Raw genomic sequence first — 15403 nt, 5'->3', positions numbered from 1 at the left:
CTTTAAAAGGTAATAAACAACCTTTTAAGCGACCTCTAAAACTCTTCTTTTTTTTGCTTATCATTAAATAAAAGAATTTGTTACACTTAAAGAAAGTAATGGAAAAGAGGAATAAATAGATGGAAGTTATAGTCTCACATATCAATCTTGATTTCGATGGGTTAGCTTGTTTACTTGCTGCTCAAAAACTCCATCCTAACGCAAAAGTAGCTTTAACAGATAAGCAACATCCAACAGTTAAATCCTTTCTTGCTATATACCGAGATCAATTAGCATTCTCTTCGTATGAAGAGATCAATTGGGGAAAACTAGAAACTCTTATTCTTGTTGATGTTGCATCAATTAAACGAACTGGTATCCCTTTGCCCTCTCTCGGTGCTGATGTTCAAACGATTGTCTATGATCATCATTCACCAAAAGAAGGAGATCTAACAACAGGAATAAGATATATTGAAAAATACGGGGCAGCGATCACACTTCTTTTCGATCACTTAATGGAAATGGAGCTATCGATAAGTCCATTCGAAGCAACGCTTTTTGGTTTAGGTCTATACACAGATACCGGAAACTTCACGTTCCCACAAACTACTGCTAGAGATCTATATGTTGCTTCTCTACTTATAGACTTACATATGGACGTTACATTAATTGATCGATTCCAAGAGCAAGTGTTAACAGCTGATGAAAAACAATTGCTACACGTGCTTTTAACCAACGGAGAAGAACAGCTAGTCAATGGCATTACCATCTTCATCTCCTCTTATGAGCAAGCAACCTATATCGGAGGCCTCGCTACAATCACCAAAAAAATAATGGAGTCCACTGGTGTTGATGCTGTAATCTCAATCGTTAAAATGAAAAATCATGTGTATGTGGTAGGGAGATCGAGTTCAGAAAGAGTGGATTTCCGTTCCGTTATGGAAAGTCTCGGTGGTGGTGGCCATAGTCAAGCAGCATCGGCAACGGTAAAAAAGACAGAGTTAGATTATGTAAAAAGGATCGTTCAAACATCTCTTTACCAAATGATAAGAAAAGCGATAACCGCAGCAGACATCATGTCATCTCCTGTAAAATCTGTCTCACCTGATGATTCCATTGACTCTGTACTTGAACAAATGTATCAGTATGGACATACGGGCTTTCCTGTTTTAAACGAGCATAATGAACTTATAGGTGTTATTTCGAGACGTGATGTTGATAAAGCTACCCACCATGGCCTTGGGCATGCACCTGTAAAAGGATACATGTCTACTCAATTGGTCGTCTTAGATCCCACCACCTCTTTAGAAGCTATACAAGAAACGATGATGAAGCATAATATAGGACGTATCCCCATTGTGAATAACGAGAAAAAAGTAGTAGGAATTCTCTCAAGAACGAATGTCATTGAGCAGTTACATAAACAAACTAACTTCAGTGTAGAACCTGTACTTCAAATGATAAAGAAGCAATTGTCACCTGATATTTATAAACTCCTTCTGACAATAGGGACAATTGCTGATGAGCAACAAATGACTGTTTATTTAATCGGAGGCGTCGTAAGAGATTTCCTGCTCGAGCGTCCAAATGAAGATATAGATATCGTCGTTGAGGGCGATGGCATTTCATTTGCACAATTACTTGCCGGTCATTTAGGTGGAGACGTTAAAACTCACGAAAAATTCGGTACAGCTACTTGGACAACTCCAACTGGTTTAAAGCTTGATATTGTCACTTGTAGGACTGAATATTACAATTCTCCTGCTACATTACCTGTTGTAAGACCTTCAAATCTTAGAGAAGATTTACGAAGACGCGATTTTACGATTAATGCCATGGCACTACAAATCAACAAGAGTCACTTTGGTACCCTAATTGATTTTTTTCAAGGAAAAGAAGATATTAAAAAGAAAAAAATTCGCATCCTTCATACACTTAGCTTCATAGAAGATCCAACTCGAATTATTCGAGCCGTTCGTTTTGCGATTCGGTTTAATTATAAACTGGCCAAGCAAACCTATGACTTAGCGATTGATGCTTGCCCCATGTTAAAACAAGTAAGTTCAACTAGATTTCTACATGAAATGGAATTATTGATAAAAGAAAACTCAATCGCACCTGGGATTAAGAATCTTGAGGACATTGGAGTTTGGGATTCTCTTTTCGGCTTTAAGGTTAATGAGCATATGATGACTGCGATTAAGAGGCTTGAGTCGTATCGATTTCAAGACCCCTTTACTTATCTTGTCGCTTTATTGTTTCAACAGAAAAACTGGAAACATCAAGTAAAACGATATTCAATTACGACAAAGCAACAACAACTTGTGAAGCAACTAGAAGAAATGACAGCCATTTTGTTTGATTCAAACGTTTTGTTTAGTGATATTCATCTAAAATATGCTAGTTATAAAGAAGAAAACATACTCCTTTATGCTTTGCTAACTAATAATAAGAAATTAGAACAATATATCCAAAAACGGCATACGTTTAAACCATTATTAACCGGAGAAGACTTAATTGAACAAGGTATCAAACCAGGTCCCAAGTTCTCAGAAATTCTTTACCAATTGACCTGTTTGCAACTTGATCAAAGAATCACAACAAAAAAAGAAGCCATATTCTGGCTTTTGCAAACACATCTATAAGAATGAGAGGACCGTTTGTTATGAAACGGTCCTTTTTATTTATAAGCCCATCGCTTTAGCTTGTTCACGAAGCTCATCTCTGAACTTCGGATGAGCAATACTAATTAAGGCTTCTGCTCGTTCCCGGACAGTCTTTCCTCTTAATTTAGCTACTCCATATTCAGTAACAATGTAATCTACATCATTTTTAGAAGTAGATGTGACAGACCCTTTAGCTAAAGTCGGGACGATTTTAGAAATTGTTCCTTCTTTTGCGGTAGAGTGCAAACAAATGATTCCTTTACCATTTGATGACATTCGAGCGCCTATGCCAAAATCCCCTTGTCCCCCTGTTGAAGAATAAAACCTTCCTCCAACCGACTCAGAATTACATTGTCCTAAGAAGTCTACTTCTATAGTGGCGTTAATCGTAACCAACTGATCTATTTGCGAGATGAAACAACTTGCATTGGTTTGATTAACCGGGTACATTTGAACTTGCTCATTTTTATTAATAAAGTCATATAACCTCTTCGTACCAAAAGCGAATGTCGCTGTCAAACTTCCCGGGTGTAATGGGTTTTTTGCATTCGTCACAACCCCTGCATCAAATAAATCAACAACTTTATCAGGGATCATCTCAGTAAATATCGTTAGATCACGGTGGCTGGTTAAATAATTCATAATTGCATTTGGAATTGCACCAAAGCCAATTTGTAGAACATCTCCATTATTAATCATTGATGCTACCTTTTTACCGATCATTTCATCTTCTTGTCTTAAAGGAATTTCTGGCGTTTCAGGAAGCTTTTGGTGGTTTTCAAAAAAAACATCCACATCTGAAATGTGAATTTGGTTTTCACCATACGTATAAGGCATAAACTCATTTACCTCAAGGATAATTTTTTTTGCATAAGGTAATAATGTGGAGATATAATCACAATTCGTTCCAAGCGAAAAAAAGCCTTTTCTATTCATCCGTGATACCGTTGCCATTAGAACAAGGTTCTGTGATATTTCTTGTAAAATAACAGGTAAATCTGAAAAGTGATTCGGTAATAAATCAACTTCTTTATCGTAAAAAGCTCTGCGCTCATCTTTATTTAAAAACATCGAGATAATTTTTACTTTTTCCGGTGCTACTTCTACTACTGGATGCAACGATAACATCTGAAATAGCCTGTTCCCTTTAAGATCTTGGTGGCTTGGTAATGCATTAATTAATGCTGCTGGTTCTCCTACAGCAAGTGGAACGACAATATCTTCATTAGGCTCTATCCATAACACCGCCTCTAACGCATTTGAAACCTGCTTTTCTTTATATGCTAATTGAAAATCCATCTCATTCCTCCTATTCGAAGAAGCTAGTTTATCAAAATGGAAAAAAACGTCGATCCATTCATTATTATTTTCATTCATGAAATCGTACTCTCTAACGAATAATAATACTATGAATTCAAGTTCGTTTCCATGTATTCTTTGTCAAATATAGTGTTCTACACAGGACCAACCTATATTCAGAGCGGGAACGTAAGGAGGGCTCCATATGTCTACCCGAAAACAAGAAAAAAGGAAAAAAAGATGGGCACATATAAAAAAAGCTGTTACAGCCTTATTAATTGTTGTTCCACTTCTGCTGCTAACAATAGGAGGTTATATATATCTGCAATATGAAGCAGGTAAAACGATCTCAGAAAAACAAATAATACAGTCGCGCGAAATGCCGTTAAGTCCGAAAAAACATTCTCCTAAAAAATTATTATCTACGAAAGAGCCTGAAAACAATGAACCCATCAATGTTTTGTTAGTCGGAGTCGATAAATCAAACGTTGGGTTAGCTCGAACTGACACTATCATGGTTGCACAATACAATCCATTAAATGGTGACAGTAAAATCGCTTCTATTATGCGGGATTCATACGTAGAAATTCCTGGACGATCTAATAATAAAATAAATGCAGCCTTTGCATTTGGAGGAGTGGAATTGCTTCAAGAGACCATTGAACACAATTTCGGTTTAGATATCCATTACTATGCATTAGTAAATTTTAATGGCTTCATCCAATTAGTCGATACCATCGCTCCAAATGGGCTTACCATCACCATCGAAGACCGAATGTATGATCCAAGTAACTCCATTAATTTTCAGCCAGGAGAATACGTAATAGACGGAGAAGACACGCTAAGTTATGTACGTTTCCGTAAAGATCGAGAAAATGATTTTGGTCGCGTTCGCCGGCAACAAGAAGTTCTAACTTTGCTTACGAATGAGCTTTTCACCATATCTGGAATCAGTAAAATTCCGAAATTGACCGGAATGATTGAGCCCCACCTTGACACCAATATTCACACAACTAAATTGCTTAGTCTAGGGCGTGACGTAGTCCTTAACCCAATTGATGAGATAAGAACACTTCGTATACCAATAGAGGGCAGTTTTGAAGATGCTTATTATCAACATGCAGGTTCTGTTTTACAGATGGATTTGAAAAAAAATCTTGAAGCGGTAAATCAGTTTTTTGCTAAGCAGTCTGATAAAAGAAAAAAGAGTAAATGAAAAAAATAGCTGCCTCCATTGATATTAAAAAATAATCAATGGAGGCAGCTTGTTTATTAATTTAAATACTCTTTAAAAACAAGAGTAGCGTTATGTCCGCCAAATCCAAGTGAATTACTTACAGCAGCTCGTACTCGTTGCTTGCGTGCTTCATTTGGAACATAATCAAGATCACACTCTGGATCAGGTGTCTCATAATTAATTGTTGGAGGAATCATGCCCTCTTGAATCGCCTTAACGGAAAAGATCGCTTCTACAGCACCAGCTGCCCCTAAAAGATGCCCTGTCATCGATTTTGTTGAACTCACTGCCATTTTATAAGCATGTTCGCCAAATACAGTTTTAGCAGCCATTGTCTCAAATTTATCATTATACGGCGTACTTGTACCATGTGCGTTTAAGTAATCTATTTCTGCTGGTTCTAGACCAGCATCATCGATTGCTTGCTTCATTGCTCTTGCTCCACCTTCTCCTTCAGGTGCAGGAGCTGTTAAATGATGAGCATCTCCAGTGGCCCCGTAACCAACGATCTCAGCATAAATAGTTGCTCCACGCTTAACAGCAGATTCTAAGCTTTCAATAATCAAAATTCCAGCTCCCTCACCCATAACAAACCCATCTCGATTTGCATCAAACGGACGTGAAGCTGTTGTTGGATCTTCACTTGTTGAAACAGCTTTAGCTGAACAGAATCCTGCTACTGCCATATTCGTAATAGGTGCCTCAGAGCCACCAGTAATCATAATATCAGCATCACCACGTTGAATAACTTTGAAAGCATCTCCAATTGAATTTGTCCCAGACGCACAAGCTGTTACGGTGCATGAATTAATTCCTTTCGCTCCCGTAATAATTGAAACTTGTCCAGAAGCCATATCAGGAATCATCATTGGCACAAAAAATGGACTTACACGACGATGTCCTTTTTCAAGAAATTGACGAAAGTTTTGCTCATACGTTTCCATACCACCGATTCCAGATCCAATCCAGACCCCGACTCTAGGTGCAATATCTTCCGTTATTTCTAGATTTGCATCTTTTAATGCCATTAAAGAAGCTGCTACAGCAAATTGTGTGAATCTGTCCATTTTTCTTGCTTCCTTCTTATCAACGAAAGCACCCGGATCAAAATCACGAATCTCAGCTGCAACTTTCATCGGAAACTCACTAGCTGGTACTCTTGTTAGAGGACCAACTCCAGATTTCCCTTCGATCAGGTTTTTCCAAGTTGTTGCAACATCAAGACCTAAAGGAGTTACAGCTCCCATTCCTGTTATTACGACACGTTTTTTTTCCACGAATGTTCTCTCCTTCTCGTTCATCTATCTTCTTATCCTGCCCTAATTACATTTTTACTTGCCCCATCTAATCGCAACAGAGCCCCAAACAAGTCCTGCTCCAAAACCAACTAATACAAGAACATCTCCGTCCTTAATCTTACCACTTTGTAACTCATCCACCATAGCCATTGGAATTGATGCAGAAGATGTATTCCCGTACTTATGAACCGTTTTCGACATTTTTTCAATTGGAAGATCTAGACGTTGTCTAGCCGCTTCCATAATTCTTATATTTGCTTGGTGGGGCACAAGAAAGTCGCATTCTTCTTTTGTTAATCCTGCTTTTTCAAGAACCTTTAAAGCCGAGTCGCCCATTTGACGCACAGCAAATTTAAACACTTCACGACCATTCATTTCTAAAAATGACCCTTGTTTGTTAATATGCATCGCGCCTGAACCATCAGCGCCTAATTCAAAGGCCAATATACCTTTGTCTTCGGAAACAGGTCCAAGAATCGCAGCACCAGCACCATCTCCAAACAATACAGCTGTATTACGGTCTTCGAAATTAGTAATTTTAGATAATTTTTCTACACCAACGACAAGAATATGTTTGTAAGCGCCATTTTCAATAAATTGTTGCCCTGTAGCCAATCCATAAATAAACCCCGCACATGCAGCGCTAATATCCATTGCAGCTGCTTTTGTTGCACCGAGACGATGTTGAATTAATGACGACACACTTGGAAATGGCATATCAGGAGTAACCGTCGCAACTAAAATTAAATCTAGCTCCTCTGCTGAGAGTTCGGCATGCTCCAAAGCATTTTTAGCAGCAATATAAGCCATATCTGAACTGTCGACATCTTGAGGAGCAAACCTTCTTTCCTCTATTCCAGTTCTCGTTCTAATCCACTCATCATTTGTATCTACTTTTTTTTCTAAATCAGCATTTGTAACGAGCTCTTCTCCAATATAGCTACCCATGCCAATGATTCCCGCTTTTGTCATTTTTTAGTTCCCCTTTCGCGATTAAAAAACACGATTGTTTGGGTTTATATTAGTACCTGATACTAATTTTAACTCATCTTTCAATCTCTGTCTATATTTTATCCTTGTAAATAGGCCTTAGTCTTTACACAGAAAAAGAGAACAACCCGTATAATATTATGGAGAACAGAATAGGAGGGAAAAATATGAGTAATGAACAGAAACCCCAACCACAAAGAGACTTTTTTTCAGATTTTATGTTCGGTCGACCCCCGATGCCACCAGAACAAGAAGAAAAAGATACGGATGACACAGAATCAAAATTGAAACCCGAAGATCCGCAATCTTCTGAAGAAAACCAATCTCCAGACAATAAGCAACCAGATCAGCTCGAAAGTATTTTTGCACTTGTCCAATCACTTGGTCCATTCATTGATAAATTAGCACCATTAGCTGGGGCTGTCTCTTCCTACTTTAGTCAAAATAAAATAGATAGTACGAATAAAACTAGTTCAAAAAACAAAAACGCTAACGATTAATGTTAGCGTTCTGAGCGAAGCCGCTGCAAGGTTTTGAGCTTCCTCTTAGTGGTTTTCTAAGAGGAGCGAGCAGCGAGTGAAGCCATTGCAACTAATTAGACAAAAAGATACTTTCGTTATTAAGATGTGCCTTGTCTAAGAATCAATCTTCCTTTTGTAACTCTTCCATTAAATCATTAAAAAAACCATCAAGCTGTTGCTTAAATTTAAGTTCCTCTTCTGTTTTAGGATTCATTTCTTTTACTTCACTATAAGTTTGTAAAAATCCCTCTAAGTCACCTGTACGGATTTGCGCAAGACTATAAGAAGCAAAAAGTCGGATATGTGGGGCCTGACTTTGTCTCATTAACTGTATAAAAGGTTGCAATTTTTTAATAGCTTCTTCATCACGCTTTTCTTTCACAAGCTGAAAGCCTTCTTTCATTTCCTGTGCAAAAACTTTTAACTTCTCTGTTTTTTCCATCTAATCTCCTCCTCTAAGTTATCAACAGGGTAACTAACGTCAATCGCTATTTTCAGAGATATCTATAACAGACTTAACTCATAGACTCAATTTAGGTGGCTTAAAAAGTTGGAAACCATGTCAAAAACAAAAGCTCGGTCCGAATTGATTCGGTCGAGCTACTATGTATTTTTATTTAATTTACTCTTGATTACTATCATTTTTCCCTAACTCATACGCTTCGTTCATGACATTAAGTAAAAGTTCTAACATCGGTTGTAGGTCTTCCATGTTTAATTCAATCCCTTTATCATCAAGGAACTTTTTCCCATCTGGGAGATGCTTCATAGCAATTTGCATAAATTTCATATTCATTTCAGGATTATTCACAATTATCCTCCTCATTCTCTGATCTTTCCTCATTACCATACTATGACAAGTCACTTAAAAGCAAGTACGTTATAAAATAGGTTCCGTTGGCAATTCGCCAGTCTCCGTATAAATCTGAACAGCCTCTTCTATTTGTAATTTAATTTCTTCTGGGACCTTTGAACTGAAGGTCCCTAAACTGATAACCCCATCTGCAAAATCAAACTTTAGATTACCCATTTCTAATTCCTGCCTATAATAGAGTCTTACAATTAATTCATATAATTCATCTACATGCTGGACTGTACTTGTTAAGACTGTTGTTTCCCCTAAATCGGATTGATCACCAACAAAACCAATGGCGTATAATCCCTCTTTTTTGGTTTCTTTAATTACTTGAACGTGATAGCCATCTCCTGCAGGATAAAACACATCTACGCCAGTTTCTTTTAACTCTTCAAAGTATTTTAAAGCTCGTTCACTATCAGCCCATTCTTCTACAAAGTTGACATGAACATTTAAAGAATCGCCATAAAGAGCAGCTCCCGCTTCAAAGCCTTCGATTTCAGGTTGCCAAGGGAATGCTGCGATAACTCCTACATGTCCCGTCTCAGACATGGCCGCTGCAATCATTCCGGCAAAATAACCCATTGCGTAGCTATCAAAATGAATACTTGTTACATTCTTTCCTTCCACGTCTCCATTAAAACTTACGAAATGGACTTCTGGATAATTCGGAGCGATTTCTGTGAATAGGTCTGCAAAAAATTTCCCGTGTCCAAAAATAAGATTAACATTATCATCAGAAACAAATTCTTCCACTGCCTTTGAAACCTTTAACTCTGTATTCATATCTTCCTTAAACGTAACTTCGACATTAAGATTGGAATGAATATTTAATAAGCCTTTATAGCCTTTGCTGTTCCAACCTTGATCGTCTATCGTATCTTCTAGTAACAGGCCAACTCTATTTGCAGAGCTTGTATTTACATCGGCACAACCAATCATCAGTAAAACTGGTAACAATAATAGAATTAATCGTTGAATATACATGTTGACACTCTCCCTATATGTTTGCACCTAGTATTATAAAACATTTTCCCGACAATTTACCCTTAATTTATATTTTTTCACATTATTCTTGTCCTTTTATTCGTTAATCGTATGTTGTTTCCTCTATAACTTGCTTTTTATCATCAACTTGTAATATGATTGTAATCTTTTTTGAAAGAAGGTGAAACATCTCGGCAACACTGATATAATGAACCGAGACAATCTGAAGTAAAAGTGAGGACCAAACATATGGATTATAAACATGCCGTTCAATCGCGCCGTACATTTGCGATTATCTCCCATCCAGATGCGGGGAAAACAACATTAACTGAGAAACTGCTTTTATTCGGAGGTGCCATTCGAGAAGCAGGATCGGTAAAAGGAAAGAAAACGTCCAAACACGCAATGAGTGATTGGATGGAGATCGAAAAACAACGTGGAATTTCTGTTACTAGTTCTGTTCTTGAATTTGAATATGACGGATATCATGTTAATATTCTTGATACTCCTGGGCATGAAGATTTTAGTGAAGACACTTACCGAACTCTGACTGCAGCCGATTCAGCTGCGATGTTAATCGATGCTGCCAAAGGGGTAGAAGCGCAAACAAAGAAGTTATTTAAAGTTTGTAAGATGCGAGGAATTCCGATCTTTACGTTTATGAACAAATTAGATCGGCAAGGACGAGATCCTTTTGAATTAATGGAAGAACTTGAAAATCTATTAGGAATCCGCTCATATCCTATGGGTTGGCCTATAGGTATGGGACAATCCTTTTCTGGCGTATATGATCGCCATAACAAAAGATTAGAATTGTACAACCCGGAAAACCCAAAGGAAATTGATGTGATTCAACTTGAAGGGCCTGATGATCCTAAACTAGATGAAGCAATCAATGATGAAAGTCTTGTCGCTCAATTTAGAGAGGAGCTTGAATTACTAGATGTTGCTGGAGATGACTTTGATGCAGAGTTAATTGCCAGTGGTCAACTAACACCGATCTTTTTCGGGAGTGCTATTTCTAGTTTTGGTGTACAAACGTTTCTAGAGCATTATCTAAATCTCTCTCCTTCTCCTACACCTAGAGAAAGTTCTAAAGGGATCATTGAACCATTAACTCATACAGCCTTTTCGGGGTTCATCTTTAAAATTCAAGCGAATATGAATCCAGCACATCGGGATCGTATTGCCTTTTTAAGAATTACGTCTGGTAAGTTTGAACGTGGAATGAGTGTTAAGCATGTTCGAATTGGAAAAAACCTAAAACTTTCACAACCAACTCAATTTTTAGCACAAAGTCGAAGCATCATAGATGAAGCTTATGCAGGTGACATCATCGGATTATTTGATCCAGGTACTTTCAGAATTGGAGATACTTTAGTTGAAGGAGAGGGGTTTGAATTTGACGAGATGCCTCATTTCTCACCTGAATTCTTTAGTGCGATTACCGTTAAAGAAGCATTAAAGCATAAATCATTTGAAAAGGGACTTCAGCAATTAACAGAGGAAGGCGCAATTCAGCTGTTTAAAACGTATAACCGCTTTTCTGAACAGCAGATTGTTGGTGTGGTTGGTGTCCTTCAATTTGAAGTATTAGAATACCGTTTAAAACACGAGTATCATGTTGACATTCAATTAGAACGCTTGCCCTACTCATTTGCTCGTTGGGTAGCTGGACCACAAGAAGCAATGGATGCCTTCAAAAAATCTCAACGTAACTTGGCGACCGATCGAGACGGCCGAATTGTTGTGTTATTTGAAAATGAATTTCAGATGCGTACGGCTATTGAGAAATATCCTGAAATGAAATTTTATGAGAATTCATTTATTCGTGAAATTTAATAGATTCAGACGTAATACAGCAGCTTTTTATTAAACAACTTTTATCAAAGCAGTCAGTTGGGAAAAATCCTAACTGACTTTTTTGTGACTTTAAAATCATGAATCCAATTTATAATGGCATTCATAATGTGTTTAACGTCCTCGCCAACAGAAAAGAGTGTGAGATACCGCTAATGTATCCACACTCTTTTCATATGAACTAGCTAGTTCCTTCTAGATTTCCTTCGATAAAAAAATTCAGCTATCCCTCCGAGAATCAGGGCAATAATGACACTTATTCCCTCACTAAAAAATAGGACTCCATAAAAGAAACTATATGAGAGAATCATTACCAAGGCAAATATTAAAATCCCGATTACGATCTGCTTACTCTGCACCGGTTCACTTCCTATCGCAAACTTCTTTGTTGGTGCCATTGTGTCACATGTTCCTTTTGTTTGGCAAGACCTTTCTCTAATGTAAATTTCGGCTTAAATCCAAGAATGTCTAGCGCTTTATCTGGAGCCATAGCAGTCTTAATTGGATTTTTTTTGATTGTACCCTCATAATCTAAAAGTTCTAATCCTTTATACCATGCGTCTTCTTGACCCGAAGTGAGCTGAATAATTTCGTTTGAAACATTTTTAATTCCAGCTAAATAAAAAGCTTCAACACAATCTTCAACATATAACGCATCTAATGTTGAACGATCCTGATCCGGGTTCCGTTCACCTGTTATAATTTGTTGGTAAGTCATATCTGTTCGTTGCCATGGTCCATATATGGTCGGTAAACGAAGAATCATATACGATAATTTCCGCTCACCACACTCTTTTTGAATGAGTCTCTCACTTGCCAATTTCGTAATCCCATATGGTGTCGTTGGATTAGCTGGTGTTCTTTCGGTTATTTTCCCTGGACGTTCCCCGTAGACTTCAACGGTGGAAGCATAAATGAACTTTGTATGAGTAGGAAGATATTTCAATATCTTTTTTGTTATATCAACGTTATTTTCAATAACCTTTTGAAGTTTTTTCCACTTACTATCATTTGAAGTTGAAGCCGCTAAATGATAAACAACATCAACTCCTTTTAAAAGATCTTTAAAGTTAACTTGTTCTAGGTTTTGGTCAATCAATGACACTAGATCATTACGCCCTATTCTCATCCACTTTTCTTCTCGTTCTTCTTTTTTCTCAACGGGCGTCTCATCAATTATAACAACTTCTATCCCTTCAGCTATTAGCTTTTGTACCAAATGAAATCCAATGAATCCCAATCCTCCTGTAACAAGTGCCTTTTTCATATGAATCTCCTTTCATAAAACCTTGTGACATTGCTTCGATTTTGTTCAAATAGGAAAATCGCCTTTTTGTTTATTTACTTGCAATGGCTTCACTCGCTGCTCGCTTCCTCTTAAAAAACCGTTAAGAGGAAGCTTAAAAACATGCAGCGGTTTCGCTCATTGCTTCGATTTTGTTCAAAAAGGAAAATCGCCTTTTTGAACAAAATCTATGTAAAAAGCCTCCTCTTATGGTATTGCAGAGAAAGGCTATAATTGTTGCTCATATTTCTTATAAAATGGAAATACGGATTGTGCTGCTTTATAAAACGATTTATCGTTAGCATGTATTCTTAAATTCACAAAGATTCCTTCATCAGCTAATTTTTTTTGAAAAGGTCGACTTTGTAGTGACAAAGGAAAGCGTTTTTCTTGCATATGGCAATGAATAGATAAAGGGGGGATCTGTTTGCTTACAACCTCTGGAGTAATCGACTTAATCCAATTTAAGTCAATTTCTCCTTTGCTTTTTTGATATGATTCCTCTAACTCTTTGAGAAACCTCTTAAAATACAACTTATTCTCCTGCTCTTGCTGGTAGAACTCGTTTATAGAAAAACACGGATTAACAAAATAACATGATCGGATCCGATTTGAAAACTCATTCATCCATCTAATAGCCAATAGTGCGCCTGTTCCTTCAGCAAACAGATGAATTTTACTATTTAATATTTCTTGTTTTAAAACAAGATGATATAACTGTTCTAGTAAACGAAACGCTTTGTAACTTCCCCAATGTCGATTAAACAAGGAGGAGGCAATTACTGTATAGCCTCTACTCAACAGGTTCTGTAAAAGTAAATTCCTCTCAGGATGGTGTTCCCAGTCACTCGTATCCTCCTCAACTACCATCGCATTATCTCCAAGTAAAAAAACAGCAAAACCATTAGGACGTTCTGGAAGATAGATGACGTTCCACTGTTCTTCAATGCGAATATAACGTGCATGTACCATTGTTTTACGTCTCTCCCATCATGTTTTCTCCTTTGTTAAACGATATCTTTTTCTTTACTACGTTATGCACAATGAATTAAAAATGGAAGTCAAAAGAGTGAGGGAGGAGAGTTTAATTTTTAAATTATTCAAACATCACATTTTATGCTTTCACCTCTCAAATGCTTTTGCCCCATTAAATAACCCCTCTGTTCTCTTATAATATAAGAGAACAGAGGGGTTAGGCTAGGGGAACTATTGTCCTCCTCTTTTTTTATGTTTCGGCGTCCATTTACGATTATGGTTTTGAGTGTCTGGAAATGTATCTCCAGCTTCCATCTTTAATGCTTTAGGATCTTGTACCATATCCCCTGTCTCACCAATTTCTACGTAAATTCCATTGTTTGGCGCTTTCTGACCGGGTTCAAACATTCGACTTTGTCCCATATTATCCCTCCTTCCATAATTAGATTGCCCAGAAGCTATCCAATCATGAACAGGAGGTTTAATTAATTACTTAGTAACGCTAATAAAATGGCTTTTTGCGCATGAAGACGATTTTCAGCTTGATCATAAACAACAGATCGATTTCCATCGATCACTTCTGCTGTTACTTCTTCACCACGGTGGGCTGGCAAGCAATGTAAGAAAATAAAATCTTCCTTTGCCAATAAAGTTAATTCGTCATTCACTTGGTAGTCAAAAAATTGTTTTAAACGTTGTTCTTGTTCTTGCTCAAAGCCCATGCTTGCCCATACATCTGTATAAATGACATCTACATCTGTAACTGCAGCTTTTGGGTCGTGAGTTTGAACAATTTTCGCCCCCGTCTCCTCCGCTGCTTTTTGCGCTTTCTCGAAAATTTCTGCATTTACTTCGTAGCCTTCTGGTGTTGCAATGGTCATATCCATACCAACCTTTGCACTTGCAACAAGTAATGAGTGAGCGACATTATTCCCATCGCCTACATACGCTATCTTTCGACCTTTTAAAGAGCCTTTATGTTCAAGAATTGTTAGTAAATCAGCCATTGCCTGACATGGATGATAATTATCTGTTAAGGCATTAATCACTGGTACGCTTGCATGTAGCGCTAGGTCTTCAACAAGCTCATGTGAATTCGTACGAATCATAATCGCATCCACATATCTTGAAAGTGCGTTAGCCGTATCTTTTACTGGTTCACCGCGACCAATTTGCATATCTTTTGGGCTTAAGAATAGAGCATGCCCACCTAATTGGGTCATTCCAACTTCAAAAGAAACACGAGTTCTTGTCGACGCATTTTCAAAAATCATTCCTAATGATTGGCCTTTTAAAGCTTCACTATAAGCCGCTTTATTGTTTTTTATTTCTAATGCATTCTCAAGCAACTTACTAATTTCTTTTGGTGTATAGTCAAGCAGCGTGAGAAAATCACGTCCGTAAAAGGTTTGATCTTTTGTTTCTATTGTTGCTTTCACATTCAACACGT

The 15403-nt window shown here is 37.4% G+C and carries 14 protein-coding genes; 4 read left to right on the top strand and 10 right to left on the bottom strand.

Annotation, left to right across the window (positions count from 1 at the left end; genetic code table 11):
* The first annotated feature begins 119 nt into the window (after positions 1–119).
* Complete coding sequence (locus tag LDX58_RS10630; protein ID WP_227936812.1) at positions 120–2624, top strand: CBS domain-containing protein; 2505 nt, start codon at positions 120–122, stop codon at positions 2622–2624.
* Between the two features lie 39 nt (positions 2625–2663).
* Here LDX58_RS10630 and LDX58_RS10625 read toward each other — a convergent pair whose 3' ends face one another.
* A complete protein-coding gene (locus LDX58_RS10625) occupies positions 2664–3944 on the bottom strand; it encodes an acetyl-CoA hydrolase/transferase family protein (RefSeq protein WP_227936811.1) in 1281 nt (426 codons plus the stop codon).
* Positions 3945–4149: 205 nt separating this feature from the next.
* Between LDX58_RS10625 and LDX58_RS10620 the strand changes: the two genes are divergently transcribed.
* Positions 4150–5160, top strand: a complete 1011-nt coding sequence (locus LDX58_RS10620) for an LCP family protein (protein ID WP_227936810.1) — start codon at positions 4150–4152, stop codon at positions 5158–5160.
* 56 nt (positions 5161–5216) lie between these two features.
* Here the strand turns inward: LDX58_RS10620 and fabF are convergent, their stop codons facing one another.
* On the bottom strand, positions 5217–6458 hold the full coding sequence (gene fabF / locus LDX58_RS10615; RefSeq protein ID WP_227936809.1) for a beta-ketoacyl-ACP synthase II: 1242 nt from the start codon (positions 6456–6458) through the stop codon (positions 5217–5219).
* Between the two features lie 54 nt (positions 6459–6512).
* Entirely contained in the window at positions 6513–7451 is a 939-nt protein-coding gene (locus tag LDX58_RS10610; protein WP_227936808.1) for a beta-ketoacyl-ACP synthase III, read from the bottom strand.
* 185 nt (positions 7452–7636) lie between these two features.
* Here LDX58_RS10610 and LDX58_RS10605 point away from each other — a divergent pair, with 185 nt between their 5' ends.
* Positions 7637–7969 (top strand): hypothetical protein, encoded by a 333-nt coding sequence (locus LDX58_RS10605; RefSeq protein WP_227936807.1) that lies wholly within the window; start codon positions 7637–7639, stop codon positions 7967–7969.
* Positions 7970–8111: 142 nt separating this feature from the next.
* Here LDX58_RS10605 and LDX58_RS10600 read toward each other — a convergent pair whose 3' ends face one another.
* The 3 genes from LDX58_RS10600 to LDX58_RS10590 all read right to left on the bottom strand — a co-directional run bounded on the left by LDX58_RS10600 (position 8112) and on the right by LDX58_RS10590 (position 9833).
* A complete protein-coding gene (locus LDX58_RS10600; RefSeq protein ID WP_227936806.1) occupies positions 8112–8432 on the bottom strand; it encodes a hypothetical protein in 321 nt (106 codons plus the stop codon).
* Positions 8433–8612: 180 nt separating this feature from the next.
* Positions 8613–8786 carry a ComZ family protein gene (locus LDX58_RS10595; RefSeq protein WP_227936883.1) on the bottom strand — a complete coding sequence of 58 codons (174 nt, stop codon included), beginning with the start codon at positions 8784–8786 and terminating at the stop codon, positions 8613–8615.
* Between the two features lie 84 nt (positions 8787–8870).
* On the bottom strand, positions 8871–9833 hold the full coding sequence (locus LDX58_RS10590) for a BMP family ABC transporter substrate-binding protein (protein ID WP_227936805.1): 963 nt from the start codon (positions 9831–9833) through the stop codon (positions 8871–8873).
* Between the two features lie 249 nt (positions 9834–10082).
* On the opposite strand from LDX58_RS10590, the gene LDX58_RS10585 reads away from it, so the two are divergent.
* Entirely contained in the window at positions 10083–11675 is a 1593-nt protein-coding gene (locus LDX58_RS10585; RefSeq protein ID WP_227936804.1) for a peptide chain release factor 3, read from the top strand.
* A 388-nt stretch (positions 11676–12063) separates the two neighbouring features.
* Here LDX58_RS10585 and LDX58_RS10580 read toward each other — a convergent pair whose 3' ends face one another.
* The 4 genes from LDX58_RS10580 to argF form a co-directional block, all read right to left on the bottom strand.
* On the bottom strand, positions 12064–12960 hold the full coding sequence (locus LDX58_RS10580) for an NAD-dependent epimerase/dehydratase family protein (RefSeq protein WP_227936803.1): 897 nt from the start codon (positions 12958–12960) through the stop codon (positions 12064–12066).
* A gap of 246 nt (positions 12961–13206) precedes the next feature.
* A complete protein-coding gene (locus tag LDX58_RS10575) occupies positions 13207–13950 on the bottom strand; it encodes an alpha/beta hydrolase (RefSeq protein WP_227936802.1) in 744 nt (247 codons plus the stop codon).
* A gap of 234 nt (positions 13951–14184) precedes the next feature.
* On the bottom strand, positions 14185–14376 hold the full coding sequence (locus tag LDX58_RS10570; RefSeq protein ID WP_227936801.1) for a YjzC family protein: 192 nt from the start codon (positions 14374–14376) through the stop codon (positions 14185–14187).
* A 62-nt stretch (positions 14377–14438) separates the two neighbouring features.
* Positions 14439–15401, bottom strand: a complete 963-nt coding sequence (argF, locus tag LDX58_RS10565) for an ornithine carbamoyltransferase (RefSeq protein ID WP_372459150.1) — start codon at positions 15399–15401, stop codon at positions 14439–14441.
* Between the last annotated feature and the right edge of the window lie 2 nt (positions 15402–15403).

It is taken from the genome of Alkalihalobacillus deserti (assembly GCF_020734105.1).
Taxonomy (GTDB): Bacteria; Bacillota; Bacilli; order Bacillales; family Bacillaceae_D; genus Halalkalibacter; species Halalkalibacter deserti.
The sequence above is the reverse complement of the archived record's forward strand: the minus strand, read 5'-3'. Positions and strand labels throughout refer to the sequence as shown.

Coding starts and splice junctions, on each gene's coding strand:
- LDX58_RS10630 (WP_227936812.1), top strand. CDS start 120: ATGGAAGTTATAGTCTCACATATCAATCTTGATTTCGATGGGTTAGCT.
- LDX58_RS10625 (WP_227936811.1), bottom strand. CDS start 3,944: ATGGATTTTCAATTAGCATATAAAGAAAAGCAGGTTTCAAATGCGTTA.
- LDX58_RS10620 (WP_227936810.1), top strand. CDS start 4,150: ATGTCTACCCGAAAACAAGAAAAAAGGAAAAAAAGATGGGCACATATA.
- LDX58_RS10610 (WP_227936808.1), bottom strand. CDS start 7,451: ATGACAAAAGCGGGAATCATTGGCATGGGTAGCTATATTGGAGAAGAG.
- LDX58_RS10605 (WP_227936807.1), top strand. CDS start 7,637: ATGAGTAATGAACAGAAACCCCAACCACAAAGAGACTTTTTTTCAGAT.
- LDX58_RS10600 (WP_227936806.1), bottom strand. CDS start 8,432: ATGGAAAAAACAGAGAAGTTAAAAGTTTTTGCACAGGAAATGAAAGAA.
- LDX58_RS10595 (WP_227936883.1), bottom strand. CDS start 8,786: ATGAATATGAAATTTATGCAAATTGCTATGAAGCATCTCCCAGATGGG.
- LDX58_RS10590 (WP_227936805.1), bottom strand. CDS start 9,833: ATGTATATTCAACGATTAATTCTATTATTGTTACCAGTTTTACTGATG.
- LDX58_RS10585 (WP_227936804.1), top strand. CDS start 10,083: ATGGATTATAAACATGCCGTTCAATCGCGCCGTACATTTGCGATTATC.
- LDX58_RS10580 (WP_227936803.1), bottom strand. CDS start 12,960: ATGAAAAAGGCACTTGTTACAGGAGGATTGGGATTCATTGGATTTCAT.
- LDX58_RS10575 (WP_227936802.1), bottom strand. CDS start 13,950: ATGGTACATGCACGTTATATTCGCATTGAAGAACAGTGGAACGTCATC.
- LDX58_RS10570 (WP_227936801.1), bottom strand. CDS start 14,376: ATGGGACAAAGTCGAATGTTTGAACCCGGTCAGAAAGCGCCAAACAAT.